The sequence below is a fragment of the Paenibacillus thiaminolyticus genome, from assembly GCF_007066085.1.
In the GTDB taxonomy this organism is placed as follows: Bacteria; Bacillota; Bacilli; order Paenibacillales; family Paenibacillaceae; genus Paenibacillus_B; species Paenibacillus_B thiaminolyticus.
This window is the reverse complement of the sequence record NZ_CP041405.1, coordinates 6250407-6269187: the sequence shown is the minus strand read 5'-3', so window position 1 is coordinate 6269187 and position 18781 is coordinate 6250407. Positions and strand designations below refer to the sequence as shown.

Below are 18781 nucleotides of genomic sequence, written 5' to 3'. Positions count from 1 at the left end.
GTTCCTCCAACTTATTGTAATCCGCCATATCTCCGGGTTCGGCGCTGATACTCCAGCACAGCTTCCTTCAAATCCCGTTCCGTGAACTCGGGCCAGTACAAATCGGTAAACCACAGCTCGCTGTAGGCCAGCTGCCATAGCATGAAATTGCTGAGCCGCTGTTCCCCGCTGGTGCGAATCAGCAGATCCGGATCCGGCAAGCTGCTGGACAACAGATGCTGATGAATCAACTCCTCGTCGATATCATCCGGCCTTACCGCGCCCGCAGCCACGTCCCGGGCAATCTCCCGGAAGCCTTCGATCAATTCCCGCTTCCCGCCGTAATTCAACGCAAAATTGAGTATGAGTCCCGTATTATTCTTCGTTTTCTCCACGGCTTCTTCCATCGCCGTAAGCGTATGATTGGGAAGGCGGTCCCGATAGCCCATCATGCGCACTTGCACGTTCTTCTCTACCAGTTCATCAAGCTCAATGGCGAGAAACTCTTGGGGAAGCTTCATCAGAAAGTCCACTTCTTCTTTCGGGCGCACCCAGTTCTCTGTGGAAAAAGCGTACAGGGTCAGTATTTTGATTCCGATGTCATTGGCAGCGATGGTGGCGCGTTTCACCGCTTTCATCCCCGTATGGTGTCCTGCGACACGCGGCAATCCGCGGTTCTTCGCCCAACGTCCGTTGCCGTCCATAATGATCGCCACATGATGTGGGATATTGTCCGGCAGCAGTTCAGGCCCCAGTCTATCCTTCCTGCGCTGCACCCACGCTTGGAATCGCTTAATCATTCGGTCTCCTCCAACCTGTTGATAAGAACCGGCACCGGAAAAAGACAATAAACCCCACCGTGCGGAGGGGCATAAAGATGTCGCACATTGCGGTGCGCCTTCATTAGACTTCCATAATGTCTTTTTCTTTTGCTGCCAATACTTTATCGACTTCCGCGATATATTTGTCCGTCGTCTTCTGGATATCTTCCTGATGACGGCGGGATTCATCTTCCGAAATATCGGTTTTTTCCAGCTTCTTGATATCGTCGTTCGCGTCGCGGCGGATGTTGCGAATCGCGACCTTCGCGTCTTCGCCGAATTTCTTCGTCTGCTTCACAAGCTCCGCACGGCGCTCCTGAGTCAATGCCGGAATGGCAAGGCGGATGATAGAGCCGTCACTGACCGGCGTCAAGCCGAGATCCGACTTCATGATCGCGCGCTCGATCTCTCCCAGCGAGCTCTTGTCCCAAGGCTGGATCACCAGCGTGCGCGGATCCGGCGTGCTGATGTTCGCCAATTGATTGACCGGCGTCATCGCCCCGTAATATTCGACTTGAATGCGATCAAGCAGCGCTGCGGAAGCACGTCCGGCACGTAATGTAGCCAAATCGCGCTTCAAAGCTGCAATTGCCTTTTCCATACGTTCTTCTGCGTGTTTCTTTACCGATTGTGGCACTAGTCTACACTCCCTTTTACAATGGTTCCAATCTTCTCACCGAGCACGACTCGCTTGATATTGCCGTTCTCAGTCATCGCAAACACAATGAGTGGAATGTTGTTATCCATGCAAAGTGAAGAAGCGGTCGAGTCCATGACGCCCAGATTGCGGTTCAGCACTTCCATGTAAGTCAATTGCTCGAATTTCTCCGCAGTCTCGTCTTTGAACGGATCGGCAGAGTACACGCCGTCAACCTTGTTCTTAGCCATCAGGATGACATCGGCTTCAATCTCTGCCGCACGCAAAGCTGCTGTCGTATCCGTCGAGAAGAACGGATTCCCGGTTCCTGCCGCAAAAATGACGACGCGCCCTTTCTCCAAGTGGCGGATAGCCCGGCGCCGGATATAAGGTTCAGCGATCTGCTGCATGGCAATCGAACTCTGCACGCGTGTCGGCACGCCGATTTGCTCGAGCGCATCCTGCAAGGCAAGTGCGTTCATTACCGTGGCAAGCATCCCCATATAGTCAGCCGTGCCGCGGTCAATCCCTTTTTCGCTGCCTGCGATGCCGCGCCAAATATTGCCCCCGCCGCATACGATGGCAACCTCAACGCCAAGATCCACAACTTCCTTCACTTGTTCTGCAATGGAATTGATGACGCCGGATTCGATCCCGTAGCCTGCCTGACCTGCCAGCGATTCCCCGCTTACTTTTAGCACGATGCGTTTAAAAACCGGTTCTTTCAATGTTTACCCTCCACTTTTGACAACGTGCTAAAAAAGAAGGAACACTATGTGTTCCATCTTTTCCAGCGCGTCTGTTGATTGCTAGCAGCTTATGAACGGAAGCATCCTGTTGCGAGGATTACTTCAAGTTCGCTTGCGCCATTACTTCTTCAACAAAGTTATCTTCTTTTTTCTCCAAGCCTTCGCCCAGCTCGTAACGAACGAAGCGACGGATCGAAATGTTCTCGCCGATCGCTGCGATCTTTTCGTTAAGCAGTGTCTCGATTGTCTTGTCCGGATCCTTGATGAAGGATTGCTCCATCAAGCAGAACTCTTCGAAATATTTGCTGATGCGTCCTTCGACCATTTTTTCGACGATTTTTTCAGGCTTGCCTTCGTTCAGCGCTTGCGCCTTCAAAATTTCTTTTTCTTTCTCGATCTCTTCTTGAGGCACTTCTTCGCGGCGTACGAATTTCGGGGAAGCCGCTGCAATTTGCATCGCGATGTCGCGAGCGAAGTCCTTGAATTGGTCCGTCTTCGCGACGAAGTCCGTCTCGCAGTTGATCTCGACCAACACGCCGATACGTCCGCCAGCGTGGATGTAGGATTCAACCACGCCTTCCGTAGCTACGCGGCCCGCTTTTTTCGCTGCTGCCGCCAAGCCCTTCTCGCGAAGCAATTCAGCCGCTTTTTCCAGATCGCCGTTTGCTTCCTCCAATGCTTTTTTGCAATCAAGCATACCTGCGCCTGTTTTTTCACGCAATTCTTTAACTGCACCTGCACTAACTGCCATGTCTAATTCCCTCCATCAATGAGATATGCCCCTGCATGGTGCCGGGCGGATTCAAGCTATCGTACAGCTTAAAAAAAGGGCGGTGAGAGGTGAACCACCTGCCAACCACCCTTATTTGTTCATCCAAATGTAAGACGCTATATTACGCGGATGTTTCTTCGCCTTGATGCGCTTCGACAACAGCGTCAGCCATTTTCGAAGTGAGCAGCTTGACTGCGCGGATCGCATCGTCGTTACCAGGGATAACGTAGTCGATTTCGTCCGGATCGCAGTTCGTGTCAACAATACCTACGATTGGGATGCCCAATTTGCGAGCTTCCGCCACTGCGATGCGCTCTTTGCGAGGATCGATGACGAACAATGCGCTTGGCAAGCCCTTCATGTTTTTGATACCGCCCAGGAATTTCTCCAGACGCTCTTGCTCTTTGCGGAGCAAGATAACTTCTTTCTTAGGCAGCACTTCGAATGTGCCGTCCTGCTCCATCGATTCCAGCAGCTTCAGGCGATCGATACGCTTCTGAATCGTCTGGAAGTTCGTGAGCGTACCGCCCAACCAGCGTTGGTTGATGTAGTACATTCCGCAGCGCTCTGCTTCTTCCTTGACGGAATCTTGAGCTTGCTTCTTCGTGCCGACGAACAGGATTGTCCCATTCTCAGCCGCGAGGGATTTTACGAAATTGTAAGCTTCCTCGACTTTTTTCACTGTCTTTTGCAAGTCAATAATGTAAATGCCGTTACGTTCGGTGAAGATATATTTGTCCATTTTCGGGTTCCAACGACGAGTCTGGTGACCGAAGTGTACCCCAGCTTCCAACAGCTGCTTCATGGAGATAACTGCCATCTTCACTGCACCTCCCAATATGGTTATTTGTCCTCCGCCGATGTCATCTTCCTTCAAGACTCTGCTACAATGAGACAGAGCACCCTTGCAGAAATTGATCGGCGTGTGTTCTTAACACCGTCAATTAATATACCATAATGACCCATGGGTTGCAACCACTTTTGGCAAGCTAGCCATTCGGCTTGCTCGTCAGGATGCGAAGCGCTTCCTCCATCGTGGAGGGAACCGGGAACAGGAACGTGCCGGTGCGCAGCTTCCCTTGCTTCTTCTGCTTGGCAACATAGCGTTCGAACTCCTCCGCGCTCTCGACGATTCCCGCGTCAGCCAACTGCTTGGCGATATCCCGGGAGCCGCTGCCGTAGGCCACCTTGATCTTCGCCTCCTGCTTCTCCTCCGTGAGGGGAGGAGCTTGCTTCTTCTCCGCAGGGGGAGGGTCCTGCTTCTTCTCCGCGGATGATCCCGGCTTCGCCGCCTGGCCGCTGCCGCCGGCCGCTTTCTTCTCGGCGCCCTCCTCCTTCGAGGGCGCTCCGCCGCTTGCAGGCGTTGGCGGCTGAGCGGCGCCTCCGCCTTCGGGCGTTCCGTCCGCCATCGCGCCTTGCGGAATTAGCTCATAACCGGCCCGTTCCGCCTCTCTGCGAAGTTCCGCCTCTGTCAGCGGCTCGGCTGCGCGCTCGCCGATGAGCGTCAGCTGGAGCAGCAGGCTGCCGATAATCACCCCTGCGCCAAGTCCGATAAGAAACCGACGTTCTTTAAACACGGCCGCCCTCCTGTATTCCAAGCTGGATAATAAGCTGAACCTCGCCTATCGGCATGGATAGCCGCTCGGCAATCCGGCCCGCCGGCACCTGATCATCGGCCAAAGCGAACAGCTCCGGGTACCGGCTGCGGATCGAAGGGGGCTCCGGCGCCTCGGAGTCCGCTTGAGCTTCCGCTTCCGCATCGGGGATGGGGTCCGCCTCCGGAGGAAGGGGAGCTGCTTCCGCCGGCATCGAATACTGCGGGACCGGCTGGTCAGCTTCCTCCATCTGCGGCGCGGGAGCTTGTGTGTTCCACAAGCGGACCGCCTGCTGCTCCGCCACCCGCGCTTCCAAAGCCGCATTCCGTTCCTCGCTTCGGCTCCATCTTTGCTCAAGCTGGTCAATTCGCTTCCTCAACGCCTCATCCGTCATCTGCCCCTCATTTTTCATCCGCTCAACCATGCTGATTAATTTTTCATTATCCGTTTCCAGCTCTCGCATATAATGCTCGAGCGTCTCCTCCATATTGCGCTGGAGCTCGGTGCTGTCGTTCCCTGTTCTCGGCCTGAGCAGACCAAGCACGACAAGGACCGCCCCCAGCAGCGCTACATAGAGCCAAGGCCCCATCGCGGGCACCTCCTTTTCAGCTGCGTTCAGATTGTTCGCGCCCTATGCGGATGCAGGCTTTCCTTTACTCGCTCCGCTACTTGCTCGCCCGCATCCGTCACGGCCGCCAACACGGCAAAAAAGGCAACGCGGGCACCTTGTGCAACAAGGCGGTCAGCGTTACCGATTCAGCACGTGAAATCAATATGCTTTCCTTTGTATGGGTGCTCTGCGGGAGCTGCCGCTGGAGGAGCTGCCGTCTCCTCCTCTGCCGTATCCAGCTCGTGGCCGGAGCCGTCCGCACGCGACTGGTCGCGCTTTCCTTCATCCCGGATCCGGGCCTCCTGCGCAGTTTCTACTTGCTCGTTGCGCTCGCGCCGCTTTTTCGTCATCTTCTCCGCTTGCTCGTTCAAGAGCAGCTGTTCGGTAACAGGCCGCTGCTGCTGCTGCTGATGAATTGCCGATGCCTCTTGCGTTCGGGTTAGTGCGATTTGCAACTCTACCGGCTTCACATTCATCTCATCACCCCAGCCTTCCCCTATAGACGTGGAACACATCTTAACACGAACTTGCACTTACAGTAAGATTGCGAAGCCCCCGACTTGGGACGCCCTCTGGTTGACGCCGCTATACGCTGCCGTACGCAGCAATGCCCTGCCGTACGCAGCATTCCCCTGTCATACGCAGCATTCCCCTGTCATACGCAGCAATGCCCTGTCGTACGCAGCAACACTCTGCCGTAGGATTGCCTGGCGTGTGATATACGTCCCCGTATGCCGCTATATGTTGCCGTACGGCTGCCATTCGCCTCCATAAGGCGCTATACGACGCCGCACCGCTTCCATTCGTTTCCCTGTGGCGCTATCGTTGCCGACCTGGCTTCCACGTGGCGCTATACATTGCCGTACGCCGCTCTAGGCCGCTCTCGGTCGCCCAAAAATCCTGCAAAACTGCAGTTTATTGGGGAACCCACTGACTGTGCACCGGGACTCCTGCAAAAACGCAGTAATTCTCACCGTATCGATTATAAACTAGAGAATTTGAGTAAAAAAGATGTAAAATAGCAGCAATTTCTTCGAAACTCGGTTTCATCGGCGTAAATTGCTGTACAAATGCAGGATTGGCGTCTCGATCGACAGGATTTCGGCCCTGGTCACCACGCCAGTCACCTAGTCAGTCACCTAGTCATTCATCACGCTAGTCACCACATTAGTCACCACATTAGTCACCACGCCTCATCACGCTAATCATCCGCCAACCATCACGCCAGTCATCACCCTAGTCATCCGCCAATCATCACGCCAGCCATGAGCGGCCACGAGCAAGCCGAGACGAAACGCATGACGAAGCGGCCGCGTTACACGCTCCCGCGCTAACCCTTATAAATAAGAAGACATCGTAATGTCGCCGTCATGCATCCGGAAGGAGACCCTCTTCGCCGCATCCTTTACATACCGCGTATTGCGGCCGATAACAATTTTGGCCCCGCCATATATCACATTGAACACATCGACCGAAGCCGAAGCGGTTTCTTCCAACATCTTCTCAATCTCGAACATGCGCTCCCGCATGTCCGATTGCTGCTCCACGGCTTGCTTCTTGGTGGAAGTCAGCTTGATCCGCATCGCCAATTTGTCGCCCGAGAGCTGGCCTGCAGACGCCATCTGATCCAAAATGCGAAGCGCTTTCTCCGTCTTCTCTAAATTATCCATACTTGTTTTGAATTTGTGGCGGAGCTCCATCAGCTCATTCCGCAGCTCCGGCTGCACGCCCACCTCGATCGTCGTCGCGGTGGACATGGAGTTGCCGATCGTGCGGGCGATCACCTTTTCTCCCGCTTGAATCAAACCTCCGACAATAAGTCCTTTGGTTCCTTGGCAGATGACCTGCTTCCCTGCCCGTATCGTGGCATGCATAATGCTCTGTGTTACCATCACGTCGGTCGCCGCATACACATTCGCTTCTTGGACGAAGGTGCATTTGACATGAGTACCCGCCCTGACGTAGCCTTTGTTCCCTGCAATGATGCCTCCGCTGATCTCGACGCAGCCGTCGGCCTCGATCTGTGCCCCTTCCACGCCGCCGTACACGCGGATATCTCCTGACGCTTTGACGCGGAAGCCGGTCAGGACATTGCCCCGAATGACGATAGTCCCGATAAAGTCGATGTTCCCTGTCCGGTAGTCGACATCTCCGTTCACTTCATAGACCGGGAAGACGTTCAGCTTGTCCCGGTCGGTGAGCGAGACGAGGCCGTCAATCGCGGAATACATCGCTCTTTCTTCCGGATCGACGACGACGTTCTTCCCGATTTTGAATCTCGCGTCGCGCCCTCGCTTCGACTTGATCGGCTCACCCGTTACGGAGATGCCGGGGATGCCATCCGTTGGAGGAATGCGCTGGGCGATCATTTGTCCTTTTTTTACATTATCAAGCTGCTTGACTTCCTTCAAATCAACGGTTCCGTCCTCCTGCTCAACCGGCTTGTGTTCCTGCTTGCCCGTGCGTACCAGGAGACGAACTGAGCCGTCTTCACCGTCTACGGGTGCCTTCCCATGAGCAATCATCGTTGCGCCGCGCGCAAAGGCTTGCGGATTCGAAGCTATCTCCTGCAGTACCCGCGTTTGAATGCCGAAGCGTACATTGTTGCTATGCAGCAATGTCTCCAACTGTTCCGCAGTGCATTGAAACGTGGGCTCGAATTTGGCAAATTGAATATAGCCATATAGCTTGTCCTCAGAAATCGTAACTTCTACATAATCTTCCAAAGCCACTGCCGTACTCACGAAAAATCCCCCTTTCGGTTTTATCGGTTTGCCTTCGTGCCCCTCTAGTTGTCATTTACGCTTCCAGCAGCATGCTCTTATGCTTTTCCAATGCCGTTCGGAGACGCAAAATCGCTTTGGAATGAAGCTGGGAGATACGAGAAGGAGACAGCGACATCACTTCGGCGATCTCGCTCAGAGACAGATCCTCGTAATAGAAGAGCGAGATGACCATCCGCTCTTTCTCAGTCAGCTTCTCGATTCCATAAATAAGCGATTCCTTTAAGTAGTGCTCATTCACTTTGCTTTCCGGATTTTTCGCCTTTTCATCCACCAATAAGGACAGGCGCGTCTCGGATTCGTCCTCGCGGATCGGGTCCTCCAAGGAGCAGACGGACATAATGTTCACGTCATGCAGCATCCCCTGGAATTCTTGCTCACTCACATTCAAAAATTCGCTCATTTCACTGTCCGAGACGGACCGCAAATACCGCTGCTCAAGCTGCTGGTAAGCTTCTTCGATTTTCTTCGCCTTCTCCCGCACCGAACGCGGCACCCAATCACCCTGCCGCAGACCGTCCAGAATAGCTCCCCGTACGCGCCAGGAGGCGTATGTCTCGAACTGGAGGCCGCGCTGGTAGTCGAACTTCTCGATCGCATCGATCAGGCCCATGACGCCGTGGCTGGATAGGTCGTCCTTGCTGACGTTGCGGGGCAGCCCGGCGGCGAGCTTGTTCGCTACGAATTCGACGATGGGCAAGTGAATCTCGATAAGTTGTTTCTTCGCCTCGACATCCCCATTATCCTTCCACTGTTCCCAAAGCTCATAATGAGAGCACGGTTTGATTTTCTGAACGCTCACCGACAGTCAGCCTCCTTACTTTTGTGTCAGGTGACGAACAGCTTGTGCCAATTGCCCCGCATCCGGCAGCGGTTCTTTGGTCACGAGCTTGGGCGGGTTTAACGGTTGAAATGCTTGTCCGTCATCGTCTTCCCGCTCGGTTGGCTTCTCCTCATCGGACATCGTGCGCAGCATCTCGTGAAGCATATCGCTCTCATCCGGCGTCGTCATATCGACCAGATTCCCTTTGTCCTCTCCGTTCGGCGCCAATAATGCAGCCTGGACGTCAGGCGCGCCCAGCACGCCCGCCGCGAAGCGGATCGCGAAGCCAAGCGCGAACCAGGCGGCAAATGCGAGCGCCCCGCGAATCAGACTGGTTGTCCACAGATTGCTGCTCCAAGAAAGTAATAAAGTGATAACAAATCCGACGATTCCGACTATAAAATTCCAACGAATCGTTCCCCTCATCGTCATATTTCCTTAACTCCCTGTTGTACGCTTCGAATATGGAGCACGCCGTCATCACAGCGCAATTCAACCGTTCGCCCGTATGAGCCGCCCGTATCCTCCGCCAACAACGGAATGCCGTGCTGATCCAGCAACTGCTTGCAACTTTCCACATTGCGCGGACCGATTCGCATCATTTCATTATTGGAAGCAAAAGCGAACATCTGGGCTCCGCCCGCCATTTTGGCCTGCAGTCTCCCCTGCCTGGCCCCTTCGGCTTCCATAAGCCGCAGCAGCTCGGGCACGGCCGTATCGGCATATTTGGCGATATTGACCGTACCTTCCCGCGCTATGGCCGAGGAGGGAAGCATAATATGAGCCATGCCCGCAATCTTGGCGACGGGGTCGTACAACGTAAATCCGACACAGGAACCTAGCCCGGTCGTGCGTATGGATCCGAAGCGGCATACATTCAAATCGGCCATACCTACTTTAACTATCGTGGACTCTTCAATCATGTAAAGGCACTCCCAAGGCAGCGAAAATTTTAGAAAAAGAGTCCGGATCGGGAATCAGGAAAAAGGTGCCCTGCACTTCATCGCAGCCTTCCAAAAACTTCGTGTCGATGAGCAGCGCGCTGTCTCCCATTTCCCCGTATTGAAGTATGCCGTAATTCAACACTGCTCCCGCCATGTCAATCGCTAGCTGCGGTACCGTCGGAGACATCGTCATGCGGGTGAAGTCTGCCAGCGAGGACAAGTACGAACCGGCCAAAATATTTCCGATTTCCGCCAAGGCCGACAACTCCATCTCCGAGAACCATTCCCCTCCTTCCAACGGAACCGCAGCCAGATAGGAGAGCAGCATCTTGGCCGCCTCCGGATCGAACATGAAGAAAAGATGACTGGGCACATCGCCCTCAACCCGGAAATAAATCGCGATAACCACCTGCTCCGGCCCGCCGACCTCATCGGCGATGCAGTCAAACGGCATCAGGCGCACTTGGGGCACTTTCATATCGATGGTGCGGTTCAGCAAGCGGGACAGCGCCGTGGCGGCATTGCCGGCGCCGATGTTTCCCACTTCCTTCAGGACATCCATCTTGAAGGCGCCCAGACGTTCATACAGATGCACTGGGCTATGCCTCTAGTTGCTCAAGCTTAATAATTTCGCTTTTGTTGAGCACTTCCGCCAGATTCAGCATGATGAGAAGGCGGTCTTCTCCGATTTTCGCTACGCCGCGCAAATATTTCGCTTGAATGCCGCCCACGACTTCCGGTGCCGGCTCAATGTTCTCCTCATTGATGTCCATGACGTCGCTCGCATTGTCGACGATGAAGCCGACTTCCAGATCGCCATGCGTCACGATGATAATCCGCGTCTGATCCGTCGCTTCCGCCTCCGGCATGCCGAAGCGGCCGCGCAGCTCGATGACCGGAATGACGACCCCGCGCAGATTAATGACTCCTTTGATGAAATCATATGTTTTCGGCACGCGCGTAATCGGCATCATCCGTTCAATTGTCTTCACTTTCTCCACTTCGACGCCATATTCTTCCGTCCCCAACATAAAGACCACGACTTTCATATCCTCTGCCATGACCGTTCCTCCTCATATCTTGATATGTAGCGGTTATTTCAATAACGCATTCGTATCGACAATGAGCGCCACCTGGCCATCGCCGAGGATGGTCGCGCCCGAGATGCCCGGGATGTTCTTCAAATAGTTGCCGAGCGGCTTAAGCACAATCTCGCTCTGCCCGATGAATTCCTGGACGGCGAGCGCAGCGAGCCGATCGCCCTTGCTGATGATGATAATCTCGACTTCGTCTTCGTCGAAATCAGAGTACCCTTCGCAATCGAACAGGGCGCTGAGCGATAGCAGCGGGATGACGCTGTCCCGGTAATCGACCATGCGGATTCCGCCATGGACGCGCCGGATTTTGTCCTTCGTAACGAGACCGGTCTCTACAATAGAGGTCAGCGGAATCGCGTATTTCTCATCGCCTAACCGGAACAGCATCGCCGACATGATGGATAGCGTAAGCGGAAGCTGGACGATGAACTTCGTGCCTTGCCCAAACTGCGATTCGACGACGACATGACCGCCGAGCGCCGTAATCTTGGACTTGACGACATCGAGCCCGACCCCGCGTCCAGAGACGTCCGATATTTTCTCCGCCGTGCTGAAGCCCGAGGAGAACAGCAGCTGATACACTTGCTCGTCACTCATCGAAGCGGCCTTCTCCTGGGTGACGACCCCGTTCTTGATCGCTTTGTTCAACACCTTGTCCCGGTCAATGCCATGCCCGTCCTCCTCGATCTCGATGAAGACATGGTTGCCGCTGTGATAGGCGCGAAGATGTACCGTTCCCGTCTCCGGCTTGCCCTTCTCCAAGCGCTCCGCCACCGATTCGACACCATGGTCGACCGCGTTCCGGAGCAGGTGGACGAGCGGATCTCCGATTTCATCAATGACGGTACGATCCAACTCGGTTTCCGCACCGGTTATGATGAAATCGATCTTCTTATCCAGCGATTTGGCCAAGTCGCGCACCATGCGCGGGAAGCGGCTGAATACAGTATCGACCGGAACCATGCGCATCTTCAGGACAATGTTCTGCAAGTCGGAGCTGACCCGGACCAGATGCTCGACCGTCTCCGTCAATTCCGTTGTCTTCAATTCGCCCGCAATTTGTTCCAGCCGCACCCGGTCAATAAGCATCTCGCTCAATAGATTCATCAATACATCAAGACGCTCGATATCAACGCGAATCGTCCGGCTCTGTACAGGCTTGGCACCGTTCCCCGCGCCTGCGCGAGGCGCCTCCGGCGATTTGGCCGCTGCCGGCTTCGGTGCCGCCTGCGCCGGGGCCGGGCTCGTTGGCGCCGCTTCCGGAGCCGCTGCCGCAGCTGCCGTCTCCTGAACCGCCTTCATGACGCCTTCTACATTGCGGTTCCATTCGCGAACGTCTTCGACGCTCATCGAGACGAGAGTGACGGATTCGAGCTCGGATACCTGGTTGATTTCGCGTTCCAGTTCGGCTTGCTCGGTCGTACTGACGAAAAATACGGTGAACTCGGAGTCGAATTTATCCTGCTCGATATCCTGAGCCGGCGGAGTGGACTTGACCACTTCCCCATGCTGGCCGAGCACCTGGAAGACCATATAGGCGCGGACTGCCTTCAATACGCAGTCGTCCCGCAGACGGACGCGCAGATGATATACGTTCATCCCGGATTCCAGCGATTGCTCCAGGATGCTGCGCTGGAATTCATCCAGCGTCTCGCCGGATGCCTCCTCGCCGCCGCCCGCTCCCTCCTTCTCCTGCGAGGTTGCGGTGCGGTATTCTCCCGTCTCGATCGACTTCAAGGCGGCCAGTATTTGCGTCACGTCTGCTTTTCCTTCGCCGCCTTGCGTAATGTCCGACACCATCGCCTCGAGCGAATCAAGACTGCGGAACAGCGTGTCGAATATGAACTCGTCCATTTTCAGTTGATGGTTGCGAATCATATCCAGCACATTTTCCATCTGGTGGGTCAACGACGCGAGATCTTCAAACCCCATCGTTGCCGACATGCCTTTCAAGGTGTGTGCCGAACGGAAAATAATTTGGACGATGCCGACATCGTCAGGACTGTTCTCCAGTTCCAGCATATGCTCGTTCAGTGCTTGCAAATGGTCGTTCGCTTCGTCAATAAACATGGATAAATACTGATTCAGATCCATGTTCGCCCCCCCTTTCCGATATAGAGGTCGTTCAAAAAGGTCCGCCTTATTGAACACACACTCATGTACAGCTTCGCGCTACCCAGACGTAGCCGTTACGATAGCGCCAGCCATGTCTTGCAATGGAATGACCTGGGATACACACCCGAGTTCGATCGCTGCGCGCGGCATTCCGAATACGACACAGCTCTCTTCACTTTCTGCGAAGGTCGAGGTTGCGCCGTCCTCGGCCAGGCGCTGCATCATTTTGGCCCCGTCGCTGCCCATTCCGGTCAAGAGCACGGCATGGCGCTTAAGCTGCCGCAAAGGGAGCAGTGACTCGAACAGCCGATCCACGGAAGGCCGGTGCCCGGATACGGGGTCCGTCCGGTTCAAGGCAATGGCGTACGTGCCGTCCGGACGGGCCACCGCCGTCATATGGAGGCCGCCCGGCGCGATATAAGCCGTTCCGCTCATAAGCACCTCTCCATCCTCGGCTTCCTTCACCTTCAGCTCGCTGTAGCTGTCCAGCCGTTCTGCCAGCGAACGGGTGAAGTTCGGCGGCATATGCTGGACGATGAGCACGGGCGCCGGCAGATGATGCGGCAGCGCGGACAGCAGCGTCTTCAGCGCCCGCGGACCGCCTGTAGAGGTCCCGATGGCGACAATATGGCGGAACCGCACAGCCCGTTCCGGATCTGCCGCCTTGGCGGAACCGCCGCCCGCGCCGCGAACGGATGGGCCGCCAACAGCTCTGCCCGGCTCTTCGGCGGGCAGAACCGGCTTCGGCCGGCTGCCTCTCGCGGCCGCGGGCGGTGCCGCGGACGGCAGAGGCGGCGGCGATTCCCCTCTTCGCCGCGCCTGCTTGCCGTCCGCCGCAGGCGGCGTACCGCTCGTGCGCCCGCGCCGCGCCGGCTCCGCTGAGCGCTGATCCTGTGCTGGCGGCGCCGCGGCCGGCTTCGCCGTCCGGCGAGGGTCCGGGCTCTCGTCGCCAGAACCGATTAGAAGCTTCAGCCGTTCCATCTGCCGTCTGCGTTCCGCGGAGGCGATGGCTGCATGAAGCTTGTCGACCAGCATCTGTCCCACTTCTTCGATCGTGCCCGCTCCACCCGTTGGAGACGGCTTGCACACAAAATCGATCGCACCCAATTCCAAAGCCGTCAACGTCTCGGAACGCCCGTCTTCGGTCGAGCTTGAGAGCATGATGACCGGCGTCGGGGACTGAGCCATAATTTGCTGAAGGGCCTGCAAGCCATTCTGGACAGGCATCTCGACGTCCAGCGTAACCGCGTCCGGCAGGAGCTCCTTCACCTTGCGCACAGCTTCTTCTCCATCCCGGGCTGTGTCTACCACCTCAAAGGTCGATTCGCGTGAAATCAAATCCGATATAATGGCGCGCATGAAGGCCGAATCGTCTACGACAAGTATTTTCTTGGTTGTCACATTCCATCACGCTCCCTTATCGAGGGTGTTCAAAAAAGTATGTCTATTGAGGATTGCAGTCATGTGAACTGCCATACCGGTTATTGGCGAGCATGAAGCTACCATGCGCCTGTTCGGCATGAGTTAGATCGACCAGCGGCGCAGCCATTTCCGCACGAACTGCTTGACTCCCCCCGGTGCTCCCCCGGCTTCCGTCTGCTTGATGCCCTGGGTATATACCCGCGCCAGTTCCCTGATCTGCGCTGATGCCCTGCATTGCGGATAGAGGATAGTGAAGGGCTCCTGCTTCTTCACGGCCTGCATCACATGCGGATCGTCATAGATGTATCCGAGAACCGGCAAGCTCCGATTCAGGAATCGCTCGCTGACCGAGGTCAGCCGGTAAGCCGTCTGCGTCCCTTCCTTCCAGTCGGATGCACGGTTCACGATAAGCCGGAGCGGGCAGTTATGCCCTAAGCCCGACACCAGCTTCAGCACGGCGTACGCATCCGCGATCGCCGTCGGCTCCGGTGTCGTCACAATCCATGTCTCGTCTGCCGCCATGATGAACCGCAGCGTCTCTTTGCTCAATCCGGCTCCCGTATCGAACAGAATGACATCATACAGCTCCGACATTGCATCCATCTCGGTCAGGAAGTTGTCGATCTGTTCCACGGGCATATCGAGCAGATCCTGCAGCCCGGAGCCTCCCGGCACATAGTGAAGGCCGCCGGGGCCGATCTGGATAATGTCCCGCAGCGTCTTCGTCCCGTGCAGCACATGGGCCAGACTAAAGGGTGAAGGCGATCCGATCAGCACATCGATATTCGCCATTCCGATGTCGGCGTCGAATACGAGCGTGCGGCAGCCAAGCTGCTGCAGCGACAAGGCGAAGTTCAAAGTGACATTCGATTTGCCGACGCCTCCTTTGCCGCTCGTGACGGTAATGATGCGGGCCGAGCGCGGCTGGCCCGGCTCCGCCGGCGCAGGCGGCCCGTTCTGAAGCTTCTTGCTGACAAGTCTGCGTAGCGCTTGAGCTTGGTCATTCATCATGAGGTCAATCTCCCATTATCCATCGCACCGCATCATTCACTTGAAAAGGCTGTATATCATCGGGTACGTTCTGCCCTGTCGTCAAATAGCTGCAGGGAATCTTCACCCGGGACGCCAAATTCAATATCGTTCCGTATGTTGCGGTCTCATCCGCTTTGGTCAGAATGAGACTGTCGATGCGCTGATATTCGAACCGTTCCCAGATGGCCAGCATGTCCTCGGTCTTCGACGTCAGACTCAGCACGAGGAAGGTCATGCTGAACGGAAGCGGCTTGAGCATCGTGTTCAATTCGTTGACGAACATGTCATTGCGAAAATTGCGTCCGGCCGTGTCCATCAAAATGAGGTCGCATGCTTCAAGCGCGTTCAGCGCCCGCTCCGTATCGCCAGGTGAAGTAACGACCTCTAGCGGGACGTTCAGGATCGAAGCGTACGTCCGCAGCTGCTCGACGGCCGAAATCCGATATGTATCTGCGGTAATAAACCCGACCTTGCGGCCATGGTGAAAAATCTGATCCGCGGCCAGCTTGGCAATCGTCGTCGTCTTCCCGACCCCCGTCGGACCGACGAAGTATACGATGCGGGTAGCCTTCGTAATGCCGTCCCCCTGCCAATTCAGAAGCTGCTCGCTTACCTGTTCGGTAACGAGCCGCTTCGCTTCCGCAGACTCCGCGTCCTTCGGATGCGGGCATTGCTCTGCAGCCGCCTCGATGAAGCGGTTCACCAGCTCGCTGCCAACGCCTTGCCGCAGCAGATGCCGTTCCATCTCCTTGAACGGTTCCGGCCAGCTCTCCTGGTAGACGCGCTGCATCACCTTGTGCATCATCTGCTTCATCTCGGCCATCTCGATCTGCCATTCCGCGTCCAGCAGCGGACGCCGGGATGCTTGCGTCACGGCCGCCTCAAGTTCGGAGGCGAACGCCAGCGGCGCGGCGGACGCCAATCCCGTCTCCTCCCGCTGAGCCGGTCGCGCCCCCTCTTCGGCTCCCCCGGCCGGAGATGCTTGCTCCCCCGGCCGCTGCGGCCGCGGCGCAGTGTTGTCGGGAGCCGCTTCCTTCACCTGCGGAGCGGGCGGACGCGGCTCGGCAGGAGCGCCGCCATAGGCGCTGCGCGCCGCCGTCGGCGAGACGTAGACCCGCGCCGGAGGTTCGGCGGGAGCCGCCGCCTTTGCTGCGGAGCTTGCCGGCCGGGTCGGCTGCGCTTGTTCGTCCACAGCCGCGACCACCTCGATCGCCTTGCGGCTGAACATCCCGAGGAAGCCGCCTGTACGAACTTCCTTCGTGCTGATGATAACCGCATCCTGCCCCAATTCTTGACGAATTTGGCTCATCGCTTCGGGCATCGTCTCCACAATGTACTTTTTTACTCTCATACATTCACCACTCCGACACTTTGAATTTCTACGCTAGGCTCAAGCTCATTGTAAGAGAGTACCGGAATATCCTGCATGGCGCGCTCCAGCAGCTGCCGCAAGTACATGCGAATGGACGGGGACGCGAGCAGGACCGGCGAATGTCCCGATTGCAGGAGACGCTGCACCTGATCGCTTATCCGCTGATATACCTGCTGCGTCGTGCCTGGATCCATGACGAGATAAGATCCGTGCTCGTTCTGCGTTACGCTCTCCGCAATCTTCTTCTCCAGTGTTGGACCTACCGTAATGACGCGCAGCGTCTCTCCCGGAGTGACGTACTGCTGGGTGATCTGGCGGGCCAGCGCCTGACGGACATACTCCGTAAGCACATCCGGATCCTTCGTATAGGTCCCGTAATCGGCCAGCGTCTCGAAGATGGTGACCAAATCGCGAATCGATATCTTTTCACGCAGCAGCTTCGCCAGCACCTTCTGCACTTCCCCGATGGAGAGCACATTCGGTATCAGATCGTCGGCCAGCGCCGGATACTGTTCCTTGACAGTCTCCACGAGCGCCTTCGTCTCCTGACGGCCGACCAGTTCATGCGCATGCCGCTTAATGATCTCGGTCAGATGCGTTGCGACGACGGACGGCGGATCGACGACGGTATATCCTGCCAGCTCCGCCCGTTCCTTCATCGTCTCGTCGACCCACAGGGCCGGAAGGCCGAAGGCCGGCTCCGTCGTCTCAATGCCGGAGACGGAATCATCCTCATAGCCCGGGTTCATCGCCAAATAATGATTGAGCAGCAGTTCACCCTGGGCAACGGCATTGCCTTTAATTTTGATGACATATTCGTTCGGCTTCAGCTGGATATTGTCCCGGATCCGGATGACAGGAACGACGAGACCGAGCTCAAGCGCACATTGCCTGCGGATCATGATGATGCGGTCCAGCAGGTCGCCGCCCTGCTGGGCGTCGGCGAGCGGAATAAGCCCGTAGCCGAATTCGAACTCGATCGGATCCACCTGCAGCAGGTTGATGACGCTCTCCGGACTGCGGACCTCCTCGATCTGCTGCTCCTCTTCGAGCTGCTCCTCCTGAACCTGGCGCTCGTCCATCGTCTTCTGCATCCGGTAGCCGGCAATGGCCAGCACGGCCGCGAACGGCACGGTTGGCTTCAGGCCGATCGGCGTCAGCAAGCCGAGCATTGCAATCGTCGCGGCGACGATGTAGAGCAGCTTCGGATAAGCGAGCATCTGCGTGCTCATATCCTCGGCCAGATTTCCTTTGGAAGCTGCCCGCGTGACGATGAGACCGGCCGCGGTCGAAATCAGCAAGGCCGGAATCTGGCTGACGAGACCGTCCCCGATCGACAGAATCGAATAAGTCGATGCCGCTTCGTCGAAGGCCATGCCGTGCATTGCGATTCCGATGACGAAGCCGCCGATCAGGTTGATGAGCAGGATGATGATGCTGGCGATGGCGTCCCCTTTGACGAACTTGCTGGCACCGTCCATCGCGCCGTAGAAATCGGCTTCTTTCTCGATTTTCTCCCGGCGCTCGCGCGCCTGCTGTTCATTGATAAGCCCGGCATTCAGATCCGCATCGATCGCCATCTGCTTCCCGGGCATCGCGTCGAGCGTGAATCGCGCCGCGACTTCGGCGACCCGCTCGGAACCCTTCGTGATGACAATGAATTGCACGATGACGAGAATGAGGAATACAACCATACCGACGGCGATATTGCCCTGCGTTATCCACTGGCCGAATGTGGCGACGACATCTCCCGCTTCCCCATTTGCCAAAATCTGCTTGGTCGTCGAGATGTTGAGCGCAAGCCGGAATAACGTCGTGATGAGCAGCATTGCCGGAAAAATCGAAAACTCCAGAGCTTCCTTCGAATTCATGGCAATCAATAGGATCATCAGCGCCAATGAGATATTGATCACCAGCAGGATGTCCAACAGCCATAACGGTATCGGCAGGACCATCATGAGCACGATGCCGATGATGCCGACCAAGACGAATAGATCTCGCGTTTTCACGGATTGCTTCCCCCAAACTTG

Annotated in this window: 19 protein-coding genes; all 19 read right to left on the bottom strand. The window is 56.3% G+C overall.

The features are described from left to right. Window positions 1-11: 11 nt before the first annotated feature. Entirely contained in the window at window positions 12-779 is a 768-nt protein-coding gene (locus FLT43_RS27590) for an undecaprenyl pyrophosphate synthase (protein WP_087441410.1), read from the bottom strand. Window positions 780-882: 103 nt separating this feature from the next. Beyond that, window positions 883-1437: a ribosome recycling factor gene (gene frr / locus FLT43_RS27585; protein ID WP_087441411.1), complete on the bottom strand. Its 555-nt coding sequence runs from the start codon at window positions 1435-1437 to the stop codon at window positions 883-885. After that, entirely contained in the window at window positions 1437-2165 is a 729-nt protein-coding gene (gene pyrH / locus FLT43_RS27580) for a UMP kinase (RefSeq protein ID WP_087441412.1), read from the bottom strand. Before pyrH ends, frr begins: the two co-directional genes overlap by 1 nt. A 118-nt stretch (window positions 2166-2283) precedes the next feature. After that, window positions 2284-2937 (bottom strand): translation elongation factor Ts, encoded by a 654-nt coding sequence (gene tsf, locus FLT43_RS27575; RefSeq protein ID WP_087441413.1) that lies wholly within the window; start codon window positions 2935-2937, stop codon window positions 2284-2286. A 142-nt stretch (window positions 2938-3079) separates the two neighbouring features. Further along, the gene (gene rpsB / locus FLT43_RS27570) at window positions 3080-3778 is read right to left on the bottom strand and encodes a 30S ribosomal protein S2 (RefSeq protein ID WP_087441414.1); all 699 of its coding nucleotides are present in this window, start codon (window positions 3776-3778) and stop codon (window positions 3080-3082) included. Window positions 3779-3947: 169 nt separating this feature from the next. Then, window positions 3948-4535: an endolytic transglycosylase MltG gene (locus FLT43_RS27565; RefSeq protein ID WP_087441415.1), complete on the bottom strand. Its 588-nt coding sequence runs from the start codon at window positions 4533-4535 to the stop codon at window positions 3948-3950. Next, the gene (locus FLT43_RS27560) at window positions 4528-5142 is read right to left on the bottom strand and encodes a hypothetical protein (RefSeq protein ID WP_087441416.1); all 615 of its coding nucleotides are present in this window, start codon (window positions 5140-5142) and stop codon (window positions 4528-4530) included. Before FLT43_RS27560 ends, FLT43_RS27565 begins: the two co-directional genes overlap by 8 nt. Before the next feature lie 303 nt (window positions 5143-5445). Beyond that, window positions 5446-5586 carry a hypothetical protein gene (locus tag FLT43_RS30950; RefSeq protein ID WP_422730819.1) on the bottom strand — a complete coding sequence of 47 codons (141 nt, stop codon included), beginning with the start codon at window positions 5584-5586 and terminating at the stop codon, window positions 5446-5448. 914 nt (window positions 5587-6500) lie between these two features. Beyond that, entirely contained in the window at window positions 6501-7907 is a 1407-nt protein-coding gene (locus tag FLT43_RS27550) for a flagellar assembly protein A (protein WP_087441418.1), read from the bottom strand. Between the two features lie 55 nt (window positions 7908-7962). Continuing rightward, window positions 7963-8748, bottom strand: a complete 786-nt coding sequence (locus FLT43_RS27545) for a FliA/WhiG family RNA polymerase sigma factor (RefSeq protein ID WP_087441419.1) — start codon at window positions 8746-8748, stop codon at window positions 7963-7965. A gap of 15 nt (window positions 8749-8763) precedes the next feature. Then, window positions 8764-9201 carry a hypothetical protein gene (locus tag FLT43_RS27540; RefSeq protein WP_087441420.1) on the bottom strand — a complete coding sequence of 146 codons (438 nt, stop codon included), beginning with the start codon at window positions 9199-9201 and terminating at the stop codon, window positions 8764-8766. Next, a complete protein-coding gene (locus FLT43_RS27535; protein ID WP_087441421.1) occupies window positions 9198-9692 on the bottom strand; it encodes a chemotaxis protein CheD in 495 nt (164 codons plus the stop codon). Before FLT43_RS27535 ends, FLT43_RS27540 begins: the two co-directional genes overlap by 4 nt. Then, window positions 9685-10275, bottom strand: a complete 591-nt coding sequence (locus FLT43_RS27530; RefSeq protein ID WP_087441473.1) for a chemotaxis protein CheC — start codon at window positions 10273-10275, stop codon at window positions 9685-9687. Before FLT43_RS27530 ends, FLT43_RS27535 begins: the two co-directional genes overlap by 8 nt. Before the next feature lie 37 nt (window positions 10276-10312). Beyond that, window positions 10313-10774: a chemotaxis protein CheW gene (locus FLT43_RS27525; RefSeq protein WP_087441422.1), complete on the bottom strand. Its 462-nt coding sequence runs from the start codon at window positions 10772-10774 to the stop codon at window positions 10313-10315. A 33-nt stretch (window positions 10775-10807) separates the two neighbouring features. Then, entirely contained in the window at window positions 10808-12904 is a 2097-nt protein-coding gene (locus FLT43_RS27520; protein ID WP_087441423.1) for a chemotaxis protein CheA, read from the bottom strand. A gap of 78 nt (window positions 12905-12982) precedes the next feature. Next, window positions 12983-14326: a protein-glutamate methylesterase/protein-glutamine glutaminase gene (locus FLT43_RS27515; protein WP_087441424.1), complete on the bottom strand. Its 1344-nt coding sequence runs from the start codon at window positions 14324-14326 to the stop codon at window positions 12983-12985. Between the two features lie 123 nt (window positions 14327-14449). Then, window positions 14450-15358, bottom strand: coding sequence for a MinD/ParA family protein (locus FLT43_RS27510; RefSeq protein WP_087441425.1), 909 nt, complete (start codon window positions 15356-15358; stop codon window positions 14450-14452). 4 nt (window positions 15359-15362) lie between these two features. Continuing rightward, a complete protein-coding gene (gene flhF / locus FLT43_RS27505; RefSeq protein WP_087441426.1) occupies window positions 15363-16730 on the bottom strand; it encodes a flagellar biosynthesis GTPase FlhF in 1368 nt (455 codons plus the stop codon). Then, window positions 16727-18760 (bottom strand): flagellar biosynthesis protein FlhA, encoded by a 2034-nt coding sequence (gene flhA / locus FLT43_RS27500; RefSeq protein WP_087441427.1) that lies wholly within the window; start codon window positions 18758-18760, stop codon window positions 16727-16729. The genes flhF and flhA overlap by 4 nt, the downstream gene beginning before the upstream one ends. Between the last annotated feature and the right edge of the window lie 21 nt (window positions 18761-18781).

Coding starts and splice junctions, on each gene's coding strand:
- FLT43_RS27525 (WP_087441422.1), bottom strand. CDS start 10,774: ATGGCAGAGGATATGAAAGTCGTGGTCTTTATGTTGGGGACGGAAGAA.
- flhF (WP_087441426.1), bottom strand. CDS start 16,730: ATGAGAGTAAAAAAGTACATTGTGGAGACGATGCCCGAAGCGATGAGC.
- FLT43_RS27530 (WP_087441473.1), bottom strand. CDS start 10,275: ATGGATGTCCTGAAGGAAGTGGGAAACATCGGCGCCGGCAATGCCGCC.
- FLT43_RS27510 (WP_087441425.1), bottom strand. CDS start 15,358: ATGATGAATGACCAAGCTCAAGCGCTACGCAGACTTGTCAGCAAGAAG.
- rpsB (WP_087441414.1), bottom strand. CDS start 3,778: ATGGCAGTTATCTCCATGAAGCAGCTGTTGGAAGCTGGGGTACACTTC.
- FLT43_RS27560 (WP_087441416.1), bottom strand. CDS start 5,142: ATGGGGCCTTGGCTCTATGTAGCGCTGCTGGGGGCGGTCCTTGTCGTG.
- FLT43_RS27520 (WP_087441423.1), bottom strand. CDS start 12,904: ATGGATCTGAATCAGTATTTATCCATGTTTATTGACGAAGCGAACGAC.
- tsf (WP_087441413.1), bottom strand. CDS start 2,937: ATGGCAGTTAGTGCAGGTGCAGTTAAAGAATTGCGTGAAAAAACAGGC.
- FLT43_RS27535 (WP_087441421.1), bottom strand. CDS start 9,692: ATGATTGAAGAGTCCACGATAGTTAAAGTAGGTATGGCCGATTTGAAT.
- FLT43_RS27590 (WP_087441410.1), bottom strand. CDS start 779: ATGATTAAGCGATTCCAAGCGTGGGTGCAGCGCAGGAAGGATAGACTG.
- FLT43_RS27540 (WP_087441420.1), bottom strand. CDS start 9,201: ATGACGATGAGGGGAACGATTCGTTGGAATTTTATAGTCGGAATCGTC.